The sequence below is a fragment of the uncultured Sulfitobacter sp. genome, assembly GCF_964021855.1.
In the GTDB taxonomy this organism is placed as follows: Bacteria; Pseudomonadota; Alphaproteobacteria; order Rhodobacterales; family Rhodobacteraceae; genus Sulfitobacter.
The window spans coordinates 711589-726756 of sequence record NZ_CAXHZD010000002.1 but is presented as its reverse complement, the minus strand read 5'-3'; the positions used below and the strand labels follow the sequence as shown (position 1 = coordinate 726756).

Below are 15168 nucleotides of genomic sequence, written 5' to 3'. Positions count from 1 at the left end.
AGCCTGATAAGTTGTAAATTCAACCTGCACGACACGTTGTGCGGCAGTTATTGATAGGCTAAGACGCTTCAAACAACGCCAAAGGACGGTCATGCCCCGCTACGAATACAAAGTCGTTCCCGCGCCTAAAAAGGGCCTGAAGGGCAAAGACGTCAAAGGGGCCGAAGCCCGCTTTTCCCATGCATTAGAAGACCTTATGAACAGCCTTTCAAGCGAGGGATGGGAATATCAGCGCGCGGAAACATTGCCATCCACGGAACGTGCTGGCCTGACCGGGACCAAAAATGAATGGCGCAATGTGCTGGTGTTCCGCCGTCCGCACGCAAGCGATGTAGATGCGTTTCAGCCCGAACTGCTGCCCGCACCGCAAGACGAAGCACCGGTGCAAGACAAAGCTGAAGCCAAAGCCGCCCCGCAAAACGGCGATGCGGTTAGCGGTGAAGGTGAAAAAGCGGACGACGCAAAGAAACCCACTGCGCCGGCCCCCACGGCACCCCAGCCTAAAATAGGCTAAACGTCGAGGTCCAGCGCCAGCGCGTGAATGCGGCCGATCAGCTCGGCCCCCAAGGCGTCGTGCACAGCGCGGTGGCGGGCAATCCGGCTCAAGCCCTTGAATTTTGCAGACCTGATTTTTACGTTAAAGTGACTTTCGCCCCCCTCTTGAAAGCCCGCATGCCCGCGATGGCTTTCACTATCATCCACCACATTCAATTCAGTTGGCGCAAAGGCGGCTTCTAAACGGTCGGCAATTTCTTGTGTTACTGACATTTTTTCGCAAAGCCCCCTTCAATCTGGCGCTGCAATCTTTAGAGTGATCGTCCTGAGTCGGAAAGGTCCATATCATGCCCAAGCCTGATCCCTTTGGATTCGACATGTCCGTGTCGTCCTCCAAAAAGAAAAACCCCCGTGGCCGCAGGGGTATGTCCGGTGCATCCGAGACATCGCAGCGGCTGTGTTCCCACGAGGGATGCCAAGAGCCCGGTAAATACCGCGCGCCTAAGGCCCCGGATGTGCTGGACGACTATTTCTGGTTCTGCCAGCAGCATGTGCGCGAATATAACCTCAAGTGGAACTTCTTTGACGGCACCACCGAGGCGGAACTGAACGCGCAGCAATCCAAGGACAAAGTTTGGGAACGCACAACCAAGCCGCTTGGCGATCCCGAGGCACGCGCCTGGGCCCGTTTGGGTATCGAAGACCCTCATCAAGTGCTGGGCAAAAACGCCACGCAAAATCCAGGCAAAGGCCCCGCCGCAGGCCGCCGTTTGCCCCCGACAGAACGCCGCGCCATCGAGATTCTCGAGGCCAAGGACAACTGGACCAAGCCCGAGGTGCGCAAAGCCTATAAGGCGCTGATCAAGGTCTTGCACCCTGACATGAACGGCGGCGACCGCAGCCAAGAAGAACAGCTGCAAGAGGTCGTATGGGCTTGGGACCAAATCAAAGTCAGCCGCAACTTCAAAGACAAATAAATCTATACCCGCGCGCCCGTGGTCTGGCATGAACCACCGGCGCGCGGTTTGCACGACGTGCCCCCAAATCCCCTTATCTGCGCAGATGCGGCGCGCTGTCATTGCCGCAGATGCGAATTGGGCCTTTCCCTCAGGCTTAAGAAAGATATGTTGCCTAACGAAACCGCCCTGACCCGCAGGCGCGTATGATTATGAAGGACGACACAGCATGGCCGAGACCTCATTGGATCTTAACGCGAAACCCACCAAAGAGATCTCCGTTCGCGAAGTCTTTGGCATCGACACAGACATGGTCGTTCACGGGTTCGAGGAACGCACATCCCGCGTGCCCGATCTGGACAGCACCTATAAGTTTGACCCTGACACCACGATGGCCATTCTTGCCGGCTTTAACCACAACCGCCGCGTTATGGTTCAGGGGTATCACGGCACGGGTAAATCCACCCACATCGAACAAGTCGCAAGCCTGCTGAACTGGCCTTGCGTGCGCGTCAACCTTGATAGCCACATCAGCCGGATCGACCTGATCGGTAAAGACGCGATCAAACTGGTGGACGGCAAACAGGTCACAACGTTCCAAGAAGGCATCCTGCCTTGGGCCTTGCGCAACCCGACCGCAATCGTGTTCGACGAATATGATGCAGGCCGCGCCGACGTGATGTTCGTGATCCAACGTGTTCTTGAGGTCGACGGCAAGCTGACCTTGCTGGACCAGAACCAAGTGATTGAGCCACACCCCTATTTCCGCATTTTCGCGACCGCCAACACCGTTGGTTTGGGCGATACCACGGGCCTGTACCACGGCACCCAGCAAATCAACCAAGGTCAGATGGACCGTTGGTCGCTGGTCGCCACGCTGAACTATCTGTCGATCGAGGCCGAGACCCAGATCGTTCTGTCCAAGAACCCACATTACAACACCGACAAGGGCCGCAAGACGATCAAGCAGATGGTCACCGTTGCCGACCTGACCCGCACGGCCTTCATGAACGGCGATCTGTCCACCGTGATGTCACCGCGTACCGTCATCGCATGGGCCCAAAACGCCGAGATTTTCCGCAACGTCGGCTATGCCTTCCGCCTGTCCTTCCTCAACAAATGCGACGAGCTTGAGCGCCAAACGGTTGCCGAGTTCTATCAGCGTCTGTTCGACGAAGAACTGCCTGAATCAGCGGCCAGCGTGAGCTTGGGGTGACCCCAAAAGGAGCCCCCATGCACATCGGATTAATCGGCGGCATCGGAGTTGCAGCAACAGTTGTTTATTACCAGCGGCTCACTGCGGCTGCCCAAGCCTTGGGCGGCCCGTTGCAACTGACCATTTCGCATGGCGACGTCCAAACCCTGATCCGCAATAATCTTGCGGATAATAGGGACGCCCAAGCCAAGGTTTATGCCAAGGCGATTGACCAACTTGCAGCCGCAGGTGCGGATTGTGTGGCGATTACCTCGCTTGGGGGGCATTTTTGCTTTGAAGAAACCCAAGCGATCTCGGCACTGCCTCTGATCTCTGGGGTGGCACCGTTAGATGCTTATTTCCAAAAGCGCGGCATCGGCACGGTGGGTATTCTTGGGACAAAGGTTGTGATGAAGACGGGCCTTTATGGTCAATTGCACCAGACCAAGGCAGTGGCCCTAGAAGACGAGATTGAACACTTGGCGCAAAGCTATCAGGATCTTGCCGTCGCGGGTCATTGTACCGATGAACAACGTGCATTGTTTATGGACGCAGGCGCACGGCTGGTGTCTGATCGCGGTGCCGATGCAGTTGTCTTGGCAGGCACCGACCTGAACCTTGCCTTTGATGGGCGCGCCACCGATTATACCGTGATTGATGCGTTAGATGTTCACGTGGATATTCTGGCGCGACTGGCAACAGGGCATATCACTTTAGAACAGGCCATGGGGAAACCAGATGTCTAAACCTTCCGACAACCCCGCCGACGCGTTCAAAAAGGCGCTGGCCGAAGCGACCAAGGTCATGTCCCATGATCCGGACGTAACGGTCACCTATTCCGTTGATCCTTCGGGCATGTCCGGCGACGCGATGCGTTTGCCGCAGGTCAGCCGCCGCATGACCCGTGACGAAGTGTTGCTAGCCCGTGGCACCGCTGACGCGCTGGCGTTGAACCGGCGCTATCACAACGGCCAGACCCATTCGAAATACCTGCCCAATGGCGACATGGCCCGCGATCTGTACGAGGCCATGGAAACCGCCCGTTGCGAGGCCGTGGGCGCGCGCGACATGCCCGGCACCGCAGGCAATATCGACGCCAAAATCAAATACGACGCCCTGCGCAAGGGATACGATCAGGCCAAACAGCCCAGCGATGTGCCACTGGCCACCGCCGCCGGGTACCTTGTCCGCCATCTGGCCACGGGCCGCGATCTGCCCCCTGGTGCCTCCGAGGCGATGGAACTATGGCGCGGCTATATCGAGGATCAGGCTGGTGGCACGCTTGAGACCTTGAACGAGACCTTGGACGATCAGGCGGCCTTTGCTCGGTTTGCGCGCAAAATGATCGTTGATCTGGGCTATGGCGACCAGCTGGGCGACGACCCGGATCAGTCGGACGACGACCAAGACAGCGCCGAGGAAGAAGGCACCGAAGAAGAGCAAGACCCAGATAGCACCGGTCAGGATGAGGACGACGACGAGCAGGCCGAAGCCTCGCCCGAGCAGTCGCAGGAACAACAGCAAGACGAATCCCAAGCGCAAGTGTCGATGGATGACATGGCCGATCAAGAGCTGGGCGACGAAGCCGAGATGCCCGATGGCGACGCCCCGATGGAGCCACCTGCCCCGCCGCAAGCGTCAGACGCGGATCCCAATTATCTGGTCTATAACAGCGAGAATGACGAGGTTATCGGCGCAGAAGATCTGGCCGAACCCGCTGAGCTGGAACGCCTGCGCGCCTATCTGGATCAGCAGCTTGAGCCGTTAAAAGGTGCCGTGAGCCGCCTTGCCAACAAGCTGCAACGCCGTCTTCAGGCACAGCAAAACCGGTCGTGGGAGTTTGACCTCGAAGAAGGCACGCTGGACGCGGGCCGTCTGGCGCGGATCGTGGCGAACCCCACCACGCCGCTGTCGTTCAAGATGGAAAAAGACACCGAATTCCGCGACACCTGCGTGACGTTGTTGTTGGATAACTCCGGCTCTATGCGCGGGCGGCCGATCTCCATCGCGGCGATTTGCGCCGATGTTCTGGCGCGCACGCTGGAACGCTGCAACGTCAAAGTCGAGATTTTGGGCTTTACCACCCGCGCGTGGAAAGGTGGCCAAGCCCGCGAAGCATGGCTGAACGAAGGCCGCCCCGTGCAGCCCGGCCGTTTGAACGATCTGCGCCACATCATCTATAAATCCGCCGACGCCCCATGGCGACGGACGCGGCCCAATCTGGGTCTGATGATGAAGGAAGGATTGCTCAAGGAAAACATCGACGGCGAGGCACTGGAATGGGCACACCGCCGGATGATCGCCCGCCACGAATCGCGCAAAATTTTGATGGTGATCAGTGACGGCGCACCCGTCGATGACAGCACCCTGTCGGTGAACCCTGCCAACTATCTGGAAAAACACCTGCGCGATGTGATTGCCATGGTCGAGAAGCGCAAAGCCGTTGAATTGCTTGCGATTGGTATCGGCCATGACGTGACCCGCTATTACGACCGCGCGGTCACGATTACGGATGTTGATCAACTGGCCGGGGCCATGACCGAACAACTGGCAGCGCTGTTTGATACCGATCCCCGTGCACGGGCCCGCGTCATGGGCATGCGCCGCGCAAGCTGAGACGGCGGGACGCTCCGCGGGGAGTTTATTTGGCAAAATGAAGAAGGACTTGCGTCATGTTTCAATCGTTTGAGGTGACATCGAGGCCTGAACAGGGGCCGCCACGTTTGGCCGCATTGCGTACTGAATTGAAGGCCGAAGGGCTGGACGGCTTTCTGGTGCCGCGCGCCGATGCGCATCAGGGCGAATACGTTGCCCCCCATGATGAACGGCTAAGCTGGCTGACCGGGTTCACCGGATCGGCGGGCTTTTGCGCCGCGCTGATGGATGTGGCGGGCGTGTTTATCGACGGGCGCTATCGCACGCAGGTCAAGGCGCAGGTGGCCGATGTCTATACCCCCGTGGCTTGGCCCGAAGTGTCCTTGGCCGAATGGCTGCGCGCTGAGCTGCCAAACGGCGGCATCGTTGGGTTTGACCCGTGGTTGCATGCCGTGGGGCAGATCGAGCAATTGGAGGCGGCGCTGACGGGCAGCGGGATAGAGATGCGGCGCTGTGCCAATCTGGTGGACCGGATTTGGGCGGACCAGCCCGCGCCACCCATGTTCCCCGCCAAGGTGCACCCGTTGGAATTCGCTGGCGAATCCCATGCCGACAAATGCGCGCGTTTGGCTGCAGAGCTGCGTAAAAAGGGCGAAGCGGCGGCCGTGATTACCCTGCCTGACAGCCTGTGTTGGTTGTTGAACATCCGCGGCGCTGACATTGCCCGCAATCCGGTTGTGCATGGTTTTGTTGTTTTGCACGGGAGCGGGGCGGTTGATCTGTTTGTTGCGCCCCAGAAAGTTGCCGATCTGACCGATCATTTAGGCGACAGTGTCACAGTACACAAACCCGATGCCTTGCTGGGGTATCTTAAAACCCTCGAAGGGCCGGTCCGGTTGGATAAAACCACCGTTCCGGTTGCTGTGGCTGACGCCGTAGGCGACCGTGCATCATGGGGCGATGATCCCTGCGCCCTGCCCAAAGCCTGCAAAAACGAGGCCGAAGTGGCAGGATCAGCCGCTGCGCATCTGCGCGATGGGGCGGCGCTGGTTGAATTGCTGGCCTGGCTGGATGCCCAAGCGCCCGGCAGCGTGACCGAGACGCAAGTGGTCGCGCAGCTTGAGGCCTGCCGCCGACGGGACAACGCGTTGCAGGACATCAGCTTTGAGACCATCGCGGGCACCGGCCCCAACGGCGCGATCATGCATTACCGGGTGACCGAGGAAACCGATAGCACGCTAGAGAACGGCCACTTGCTGGTGCTGGATTCTGGCGGGCAATATCTGGACGGCACCACCGACATCACCCGCACCATCCCCATCGGTGCCGCCCCGTTGGAGGCGAAACAAGCGTTCACCCGTGTGCTGGCTGGCATGATCGCGATGAGCCGCCTGCGCTGGCCGCAGGGCCTTGCCGGGCGCGATATCGAGGCGATAGGCCGCCTGCCCCTGTGGATGGCCGGACAAGATTTCGACCACGGGTTGGGCCACGGTGTTGGTGCCTATCTAAGCGTGCATGAGGGGCCGCAACGGCTGAGCAAGGTCAGCACGGTGCCGTTGATGCCCGGTATGATCCTGAGCAACGAGCCGGGATATTACCGCGAGGGGGCCTTTGGCATCCGGTTGGAAAACCTGCTGGTGGTGCGCCCTGCGCCCGATCTGCCGGGCGGCGACGCACATCGCAAGATGCTGCATTGGGAAACCCTCAGCTTTGCGCCCATAGATACACGGTTGATTATCGCGGATATGCTGGACAGCGCCACGCGCGACTGGCTGAATGCCTATCACCGCGACGTCGCGGAAAAGATCGGGCCGCGCCTATCGCCTGAGGCAAAATTATGGTTGGATGCTGCAACTGCGCCGATCTGAGCGCCGCATAATGCTGTAACGTTAGGGAGGCCGGTCCGAGAATGTCAGACCATATCAAAATCTTGAAAGCCAATGGCACCTGGACAGTCCGCGCCGGTGGTGCCGTGCTGGCCGAAACAAAGAATGCGCTTGAACTGCGCGAAGGCGATATGAATGCGGTGATCTATATCCCGCGCAGTGACATCGCGATGGCCTTTCTGGACAAGACCGACAAGACGACCCATTGCCCGCACAAAGGCGATGCGACCTATTACTCCGTCGTCACCAAAAGCCGCACGTTGCAAAATGTTGCGTGGTCATATGAAGACCCCAGCGACCAAGTCGCTGAGATCAAAGGACATCTTGCCTTTTACAACCTGCCCGAAGTCACCGTCGAGCAGATTTAAACGTTTAGACGTTCAGCAACCAACTGGTGTCGGCGCTTAGGGCGGCGGCATCGGTGTTTTGCAAGATCACCACCACATTCCCTTCAACGACGATCTCGCTGTCCGTGCCGTTTGACGCGGCGCGGATTTCGAACGTGCCATCGCCGGGTGCGAACTTGGCGGGGGAGCTTTGGGTTTCTTGCAGATACAACCCGTCTTCGGCCTGATCGAAATCAGTCACGATCACGGGCTCTGTGCCCACCTGATCATAGCCGATGGCGTTGATCACGTCTGCGCCTTCGCCACCGGTAACAATGTCGCCGTTATTGGCGCTGACCGTGTCATTGCCGTCACCCGCCATAATCGTGTCGGCCAGCGTATCGGATGTACCTGTCACATCACCGGCAAAGTTAAAATCATAGCCGCGGATGACGTCATTTCCAGCACCGCCGTCAATGCTGTCAGCGCCAGTACCCCCCAGAATAAAGTCGTTGTCATCATTGCCGAACATGGTGTCATTGCCCGGCCCGCCAAAGATCGCGTCATTGCCCGATCCGCCGGCAATGAGATCGTCCCCTTTGTTGCCCGCCAACTTGTCAGGGCCGTCTCCGCCGGCAAGCGTATCATTGCCCGGTCCGGCGTTCAGCGTATCGGCACCGCTGCCACCCGTCATGTTGTCGTTGCCGCCGCCACCGCTGAGCAGGTCGTTTTGCGTGCCGCCGTCCAGCACGTCATTGCCGCCACCGCCGTTCAGCGTGTCGTTCAACCCGCCGCCCAGCAAGGTATCATTCCCTACATTGCCGTTCAGCAAGTCATTGCCCCCCTGACCGTCCAGTTGATCATCGCCCTTCATGCCGCTGAGGGTGTCATCGCCAATGCCACCCCATAAACTGTCGTTGCCAGAGCCGCCGTTCAGCCCGTCGTTTCCATCGTTGCCATAGATCGCATCGTTGCCGTCATTCCCCGCAACATAGTCAGCGCCGATACCCCCTGACAGCGTATCGTCACCGCGACCACCAAAGACAGTATCATCACCAGCGTTGCCTTGAATGTCGTCGGTACCCGAACCGCCATTCGCCAGATCATTGTCAGGTCCGGCACGCAGAACATCATTGCCCTTGCCGCCAAGCAACGTGTCCTCCCCAAGGTTTCCGAACAACGTATCGTCGCCGCTGCCACCATCAAGACTGTCAACGCCCCGGCCACCAGTCAGTGAGTCGTTGCCGCCAAAACCGCCGATGCTATCGTCGCCATAGTTGCCTTGCAGAACATCATCCCCCGAACCGCCATCCAATGTGTCGGCCCCGTTGTTGCCCAGCAGGGTATCGTTGCCAGCATTGCCGCGCAGCAGATCGTCGCCTTCTCCGCCCGCCAAGCCATCATTATTGCCATAACCGGTCAGAACATCCGCACCGTTGCCACCGGCCATGATATCGACGCCGGGGCCACCGTTGATCGTGTCGTCGCCATCATCGCCGTAAGCCAGGTTATCTCCGCCCCCCAGCGAAAGGCTGTCATTGCCAGTGCCGCCCAGCAGCAGGTCGTCATCGCCATAGCCATTCAGCGTATCATCGCCCGCAAGCCCGTCCAAAAGGTCAAGGCCACCGGTGCCGTTCAAAAGGTCACCACCGCCAGTGCCCGTCTGCGTTTCAAAATCCAGATCGGCAGGATCGAAATCCTCGTCTTCTGCCTCTGTGGTATCAACGAGGCCTGACACGCCAAAAAGGGCGAGTGCCGGTAATAAAAGCAAGCTAAGCATCAAAATATCTCCACTGAAAAACCTTGGCTCAAAGCTACGCGGTTATTAACCATCTGTTAAGCCTTATTCCCGCCATATTTCAGACATTGCGGCCCTCCTGCGGATAATAGAATGCATGGCAAAGCACTGTATCCAAAATGGGTACAGTTTAAGGGGTTACCCCGGTTCGGCTTTTTAGGAGTGTTCTTCGGCGGCAGTCTCGGCCAGTGCGCGGTTATAGGCCTTTAGCGCGTCAACATGGAACAATGCGCCCAGCAGTTCAGGCGGGGAATCAGCCTTAAGCGTGACGACGGGAATAAAGGGCCTTCCGGACTGCTCAAAGATCGGCATCGCCGCCTCAAGCGTGGCGGTGCCGTCGATATATGTGCCCTCGCCGATCAACTCCCAGCAGACATCGTCATTTGCCGCACCCGGATCATCACGGCTGCGCATGATCCGCGCGGCCATGAACATCGCCAGCAGATAGGCTTGCGGCCCTGCTGCCAAATGCACCCCGCGCCGTTCCATCTGCGTTAGGAAAAAACTGCGATCGACGATGCGCGACGCAAAGGCCGTGGACATGCTGACCGCGATCATCACCGCCAAACCGGTTTGCCAATCGCCGGTCAGCTCAAAAACGATCAGGGTCGTGGAAATAGGCGCGCCCAAGACGGCGGCAGCAACCGCCCCCATCCCCGCCAAGGCATAGAGCGACGTAACACCGGACACGTTAGGAAAGACACTGGTCGCAATCAACCCGAACGCCAGCCCCGTCAGTGCGCCCAGCATCAACGACGGGGAAAACACCCCGCCGCCCATCCGGCCCCCCAAGGTGATCGACACCGCGGCGATCTTGAGTACGACAAAAACCAGTGCTTCGTTCAGCACCATATTGCCCGCCAGGGCACGGGTCGTTGTTTCATACCCGACCCCGATAATATGCGGATACCAAAGGGCAATGCACCCCAACAGCGCCCCCGCAACAGCCGGGCGCAGATAGCGGGGGAGCTTGGATTTCTCTTGGATAAAGTTGCCGATGTCTTCGGCCCAGAAAATGCTGCGCATCAGGATCACAGCCACCAACCCGCAGGTCAGACCCAACAACAAAAATGCCGGTAATTCCGCGTAAAACGCCACATCCCCGACCGTGGGCAGGGCAAATTCGGTCAGACCGCCAAATTCAATCCGGTTGATGACCGTCCCCGCAGCCGAGGCAATGACGATGGGCGCAAAGGCATGCACGGCGAAGTGCCGCAGCACGACCTCGAGCGCGAAAAGCGCGCCTGCGATGGGGGCGTTAAAGCTGGCCGACACGCCCGCCGCCACAGCGCAGCCCAACAGATCACGCCCCGTGATGCCGCTGGCATTGATCCGGCGGCTGATCAGGGTAGAGATAACCCCCGCAAGGTGCACGACCGGCCCCTCGCGCCCCGAGGACCCACCCGTGCTTAGCGTGATCAGTGATGCCAAGGCCGACGCAAGACCGGCGCGGGTTTCCACCCTGCCATCATGCATCGCGGCCCCCAAGATGACGTCGCCGACACTGCGCACACGGGCATCGCGGGTAAAAATATGCAAGATCACCCCGACGGTTAGCCCCCCGATGGTCGGGATCAGAACGACCCAATACCAATCAAGACTGCCAATAAAACTGTGCAGGTGTTCAACGTCTTCGGTCCCGTAAAGAAACGCCTGTATCAGGTTGATTCCCTTGCGGAAAAACAACGCTGCAAACCCTGCGGCGATGCCCACGACCAAGGCGATAAACCAGAATGTGATCTTGCCGGGGCCCTTTTCGCGCAACACGTCCCAGCCAGATCGCGCCTTGATACATGCGACGTCATATTGCTGGGTCAGATAGGGGCGCGGGTTCACGGGCATGGCTACTTTTGATAAAGGCTATACCCTGTCTAAGACACAGATGCCGTTAGGAAAACCCCCGCATCCTGTCTTGGTGCCTTAGGCTGCGAATTGATCGCCCAAGAGCACACGGGCGGCGGCGCGTGCCGCTTCTGTAATCGTATCGCCAGACAGCATGCGCGCAACTTCGTCCACCCGTTCGCCATCCGACAAGGGCGTGACGGTAGAGAGTGTCATGCCCTTTGAAACGGCCTTGGACACCCGCCAGTGATGCGCGCCAAGGGCGGCAACTTGGGGTGAATGGGTGACGACCAACACCTGCCCACCTTGCGACAGCGCGGCCAGCCTGCGCCCGACCGCATCCGCAGTCGCGCCGCCAACGCCCCGGTCGATTTCGTCAAAGATCATTGTCAGCCCGCTTTGGCCCTTTGTCAGCACAACCTTCAGCGCGAGCAAAAAGCGGCTCAGCTCCCCACCTGATGCGATCTTGCCCAAGGGGCCAGCGGGGGCACCGGGGTTGGTTGCCACGGTGAATGACACGGCATCACGGCCCTCAGGGCCTGCGGCCTCGGGGGTGATCTGGGTCTGGAATACGGCGCGTTCCATTTTCAGCGGGGCCAGTTCTGCGCCGACCGCCTTGTCCAGCTTGCCAGCCGCCTTGGACCGGGCCGCTGATAGGGCATCAGCTGCCGCGTCATAGGCGCTTTGCGCTTCGCGCACGGCCTTTTCCAGCTCGGCCTGTGCGACTTCACCCGCATCCAGCGCATTCAGCTTGCCACGTAATGTATCGGCAAAACCCGCCAGATCGTCTGGTTGGACATCGTGCTTGCGGGCCAGGCCCCGGATGGCGAACAGGCGCTCTTCGGTTTCTTCCAACTCGAGCGGGTTAAACGACATCGTATCAATCGCAGCGACGACACCTTCCATGGCCTCGTCCAGTTCGACCATGGCCCGTGACAGCGCTGCCATCGGTGCCTCGAGCGTGCCATCAGCGCGATCAGCGACACCATCCAGCCAACGCAACGCATCGCCCAACTGGGTTTCGGCACCGCCCTGCCCCAGCATCTCGTAGGCGTTCACCACGTCGGCGCGGATTTTCTCGGCACCCTGCATCGAACGACGACGGACATCCAATTGTGCCTCTTCGCCCTCTTGGGGGTTCAGCTTGTCCAGCTCGGCCACCGCATGGCGCAAAAATTCTTCTTCGGCGGCAATGGCATCGCGTTCTTGTGCGGCTTTGGTCGCCGCCTTGCGCGCGGCAGCAAGCGCAGACCAGGCCTGCCGTACCTTGTCGCGCAAGCCCGATGTCTTGGCAAAATCATCCAAAATTGCGCGGTGGCCTTTGGGGTCCAACAAGCCACGGTCGTCATGCTGGCCGTGTAGTTCAACCAATGTTTCGGACAGCGCCCGCAACACTTCACCAGAACAGCGCCGGTCGTTGACCCATGCGGTTTTACGGCCATCCGACGCGTTGATCCGGCGCAGGATCAGCTCGGGGCCGCCGGGCAGGCCTGCTTCGTCTAACACGGCATGGGCGGGGTGATCCCCACCCAGATCAAACCATGCTGTAACCTCGCCCTGATCGGCACCTTGGCGCACCAGATCGGCACGACCCCGCCAGCCCAATACGAACCCCAAGCTATCGAGCAAGATCGATTTACCGGCCCCGGTTTCACCCGTCAGAACATTCAAACCCGGCTGGAACGCAAGCTCCAGCCGGTCGATGATCAACATATTCGAAATGTCTAGGCCGCGTAACATGGGTCCACTTCCGTATGGGACGCTAGGATCGCGTCCGTCAGATCCATTCGCCCTTGATCGTTTGGCGATAAATAGCGGTCAGCCAGTTGTCCCCGAACGACCGCATTTGCAGGCCTTTGCCGGTGAGCAGCTTATAGCTGGCCTCATACCACTCCGTAGACTGGTAGTTATGGCCCAAGATCGCGCCCGCCGTCTGTGCCTCGTTCGTCAGGCCCAGTGACAGGTATGCCTCGACCAAGCGGTGCAGTGCCTCGGCGGTGTGGCTTGTTGTCTGGAAATCTTCGACGACGACGCGGAACCTGTTGATAGCAGCGGTGTAGTGATTACGGCGCAGGTAATAGCGCCCCACTTCCATTTCCTTGCCCGCCAGATGGTCAAACGCTAGATCGAATTTCAACACGGCGGCGCGTGCATATTCACTGTCGGGGTAAACCTCGATCACCTGACGCAAGGCTTGCAACGCTTGAAAGGTCAGGCCCTGGTCACGGCCAACTTCGTCGATCTGGTCATAATAGCTGAGCGCAAGAAGATAGCTGGCATAGGCCGCGTCATCATCATCGGGGAAAAAGTCGATGAACCGCTGCGCGGCGGACCGGCTGTTGGGGTAGTCCTGATCTTGGTGAAAGGCAAAGGCCTGCATGATCAAGGCGCGCTTGGCCCATTCGGAATAGGGGTACAGCCGCTCGATCTCAGAGAAATATTCGGCCGCTTCGGCCGGGCGTTTGCGGTTCAGTTCAAACTCGCCCCGCTCGTAAATCTGTTCGGCGCTATAGGTTTCCAGCGGGATTTCTTGGGGATTGAAAAAGCTGTTCGTCAAACGACCGGTGTTTTGGTTGCCGCATGCACCCAACACAGCAATCACAACCACCGCACCAATCAACCGCTTGCGCGACTTTGCAATTGTCATGCCCTACACCCTCGCTTCATTTTTCAAGCCACGCATTGTGATACGACTTTGCATGTGACTACCACAATAGATCACGCAACAAAACGATGATTAAATCCACAAGACAAAGTCTTACCGTCGCCAACCTGATTTTCAAAGATAGGATTAACTAAGCTGAAGAGGAGTTTCAACTCTTCAACAGGTCGGGGTCAGGCAACCGCGGGAATTTCATCCCAAACAAGGCCATGACCCGGCAATTGCTGCGCCATCTCGGTATCGCATTCAACCAAGCGGACGGCATCGGGGGTTGCGAACAACGCCCGCAAAAGCGTGTTGGTCAACGAATGGCCAGCGCGCACGCCAGTATAGTGGCCGATCAACGGGGCCCCTGCCAGCGCAAGGTCGCCCAACGCATCCAGCATCTTGTGGCGCACAGGTTCATCCGCATGGCGCAGACCGCCCGGGCTGACAACCTTGTCACCGTCAAACACGACAGCGTTTTCGCCGGAATTCCCACCAAGGGCCAGACCGTTGGCCTGCATCGTATCGACATCGGCCTGGCGGCAGAAGGTACGGCTGTCGCAAAGTTCGCGCGCGAATGAACCGTTGTTCATCACCAGCGATTTTTGCTGGTGGCCAATCGCCGCGTCGACGAAATCAATCTCAAAGTCGATCCGCAGCGTGTCGCTGGGCGCAATCGTTGCCGATGCGTCGCCGTCGGTCACGGTGACCGGTTTCAACACTTCGAATGCCATGACAGGTGCAGACAGCACACGCACACCACGTTGCATGATACCGCGCACAAACGGGGCCGCCGACCCGTCAAGGATCGGCACTTCGGGGCCGTCAATCTCGATCAGGGCGTTGTGAATACCGCAGCCTGCAATCGCCGCCATCAAATGTTCGACAGTCGACACCTGCAGACCAGATGCGTTCTCAAGCTTGGTACACAAGGGGGACCGGTTTACGGCGTCCCAACGTGCGGGAATCAGACGATCACCAACCTCAAGATCGGACCGGGAAAACCAGATACCATGATGTGCGCCAGCCGGACGGATCGTCACAGTCGCGGGAAGGCCCGAGTGAAGGCCCTTTCCGGTAAAGCTGATTGCCGTCTTTATCGTTGTCTGCACAATGAAACCCCAGTGGTCAAAAAATCGTCTGTGTAAGGTGAACAATCTCCTATCGGCGGGGTTCCGGATGCTCAATTCAATCATTGCTACGGTCTGAAACATGAATGTTACAATTCGGCGCAATTGCGCCCACAATGCGGCAAGCCCTTATTTTATTGACTGAATACGGGTCTGCAATCAGCACCAGCCAATTAAACTGTGATCGGTTTTAATCAAAAATCCTCACAGGTTTTCGTAAAACGTTACAAGAATCCGGTCCCGTGCAGGCCCGTTGATTCCTTGGATTCGCACCTGAAAACGCGAAAAGACCACCCCA

General features: G+C 58.7%; 13 protein-coding genes. 7 read left to right on the top strand and 6 right to left on the bottom strand.

The genetic code is table 11. The features are described from left to right. Nucleotides 1–91: 91 nt before the first annotated feature. Nucleotides 92–514: a DUF4177 domain-containing protein gene (locus tag AADJ11_RS09780; protein ID WP_341234323.1), complete on the top strand. Its 423-nt coding sequence runs from the start codon at nucleotides 92–94 to the stop codon at nucleotides 512–514. Here the strand turns inward: AADJ11_RS09780 and AADJ11_RS09775 are convergent. Next, on the bottom strand, nucleotides 511–768 hold the full coding sequence (locus AADJ11_RS09775; protein ID WP_341234322.1) for a BolA family protein: 258 nt from the start codon (nucleotides 766–768) through the stop codon (nucleotides 511–513). The two genes, AADJ11_RS09780 and AADJ11_RS09775, sit on opposite strands and share 4 nt — an antisense overlap. A 74-nt stretch (nucleotides 769–842) precedes the next feature. Between AADJ11_RS09775 and AADJ11_RS09770 the strand changes: the two genes are divergently transcribed. The 6 genes from AADJ11_RS09770 (at nucleotide 843) to AADJ11_RS09745 (ending at nucleotide 7495) form a co-directional block, all read left to right on the top strand. Beyond that, nucleotides 843–1472 (top strand): J domain-containing protein, encoded by a 630-nt coding sequence (locus AADJ11_RS09770; RefSeq protein ID WP_341234321.1) that lies wholly within the window; start codon nucleotides 843–845, stop codon nucleotides 1470–1472. A gap of 208 nt (nucleotides 1473–1680) precedes the next feature. Then, entirely contained in the window at nucleotides 1681–2667 is a 987-nt protein-coding gene (gene cobS, locus AADJ11_RS09765) for a cobaltochelatase subunit CobS (RefSeq protein ID WP_341234320.1), read from the top strand. Nucleotides 2668–2684: 17 nt separating this feature from the next. Continuing rightward, nucleotides 2685–3392, top strand: coding sequence for an aspartate/glutamate racemase family protein (locus AADJ11_RS09760; RefSeq protein ID WP_341234319.1), 708 nt, complete (start codon nucleotides 2685–2687; stop codon nucleotides 3390–3392). After that, the gene (gene cobT / locus AADJ11_RS09755) at nucleotides 3385–5262 is read left to right on the top strand and encodes a cobaltochelatase subunit CobT (RefSeq protein ID WP_341234318.1); all 1878 of its coding nucleotides are present in this window, start codon (nucleotides 3385–3387) and stop codon (nucleotides 5260–5262) included. The genes AADJ11_RS09760 and cobT overlap by 8 nt, the downstream gene beginning before the upstream one ends. Before the next feature lie 56 nt (nucleotides 5263–5318). Continuing rightward, entirely contained in the window at nucleotides 5319–7109 is a 1791-nt protein-coding gene (locus AADJ11_RS09750) for an aminopeptidase P family protein (RefSeq protein ID WP_341234317.1), read from the top strand. A 41-nt stretch (nucleotides 7110–7150) separates the two neighbouring features. Then, nucleotides 7151–7495: a DUF427 domain-containing protein gene (locus AADJ11_RS09745; RefSeq protein WP_341234316.1), complete on the top strand. Its 345-nt coding sequence runs from the start codon at nucleotides 7151–7153 to the stop codon at nucleotides 7493–7495. 4 nt (nucleotides 7496–7499) lie between these two features. On the opposite strand, the gene AADJ11_RS09740 is transcribed toward AADJ11_RS09745, so the two are convergent. From AADJ11_RS09740 to lpxC, 5 genes are all read right to left on the bottom strand, one after another. Continuing rightward, the gene (locus AADJ11_RS09740; protein WP_341234315.1) at nucleotides 7500–9233 is read right to left on the bottom strand and encodes a calcium-binding protein; all 1734 of its coding nucleotides are present in this window, start codon (nucleotides 9231–9233) and stop codon (nucleotides 7500–7502) included. A 174-nt stretch (nucleotides 9234–9407) separates the two neighbouring features. Beyond that, on the bottom strand, nucleotides 9408–11093 hold the full coding sequence (locus tag AADJ11_RS09735; protein ID WP_341234314.1) for a chloride channel protein: 1686 nt from the start codon (nucleotides 11091–11093) through the stop codon (nucleotides 9408–9410). Nucleotides 11094–11171: 78 nt separating this feature from the next. Then, nucleotides 11172–12833, bottom strand: coding sequence for a DNA repair protein RecN (gene recN, locus AADJ11_RS09730; protein ID WP_341234313.1), 1662 nt, complete (start codon nucleotides 12831–12833; stop codon nucleotides 11172–11174). Between the two features lie 37 nt (nucleotides 12834–12870). Beyond that, nucleotides 12871–13740 (bottom strand): outer membrane protein assembly factor BamD, encoded by an 870-nt coding sequence (locus AADJ11_RS09725; protein WP_341234312.1) that lies wholly within the window; start codon nucleotides 13738–13740, stop codon nucleotides 12871–12873. Nucleotides 13741–13928: 188 nt separating this feature from the next. Beyond that, on the bottom strand, nucleotides 13929–14852 hold the full coding sequence (lpxC, locus tag AADJ11_RS09720) for a UDP-3-O-acyl-N-acetylglucosamine deacetylase (RefSeq protein WP_341234311.1): 924 nt from the start codon (nucleotides 14850–14852) through the stop codon (nucleotides 13929–13931). Between the last annotated feature and the right edge of the window lie 316 nt (nucleotides 14853–15168).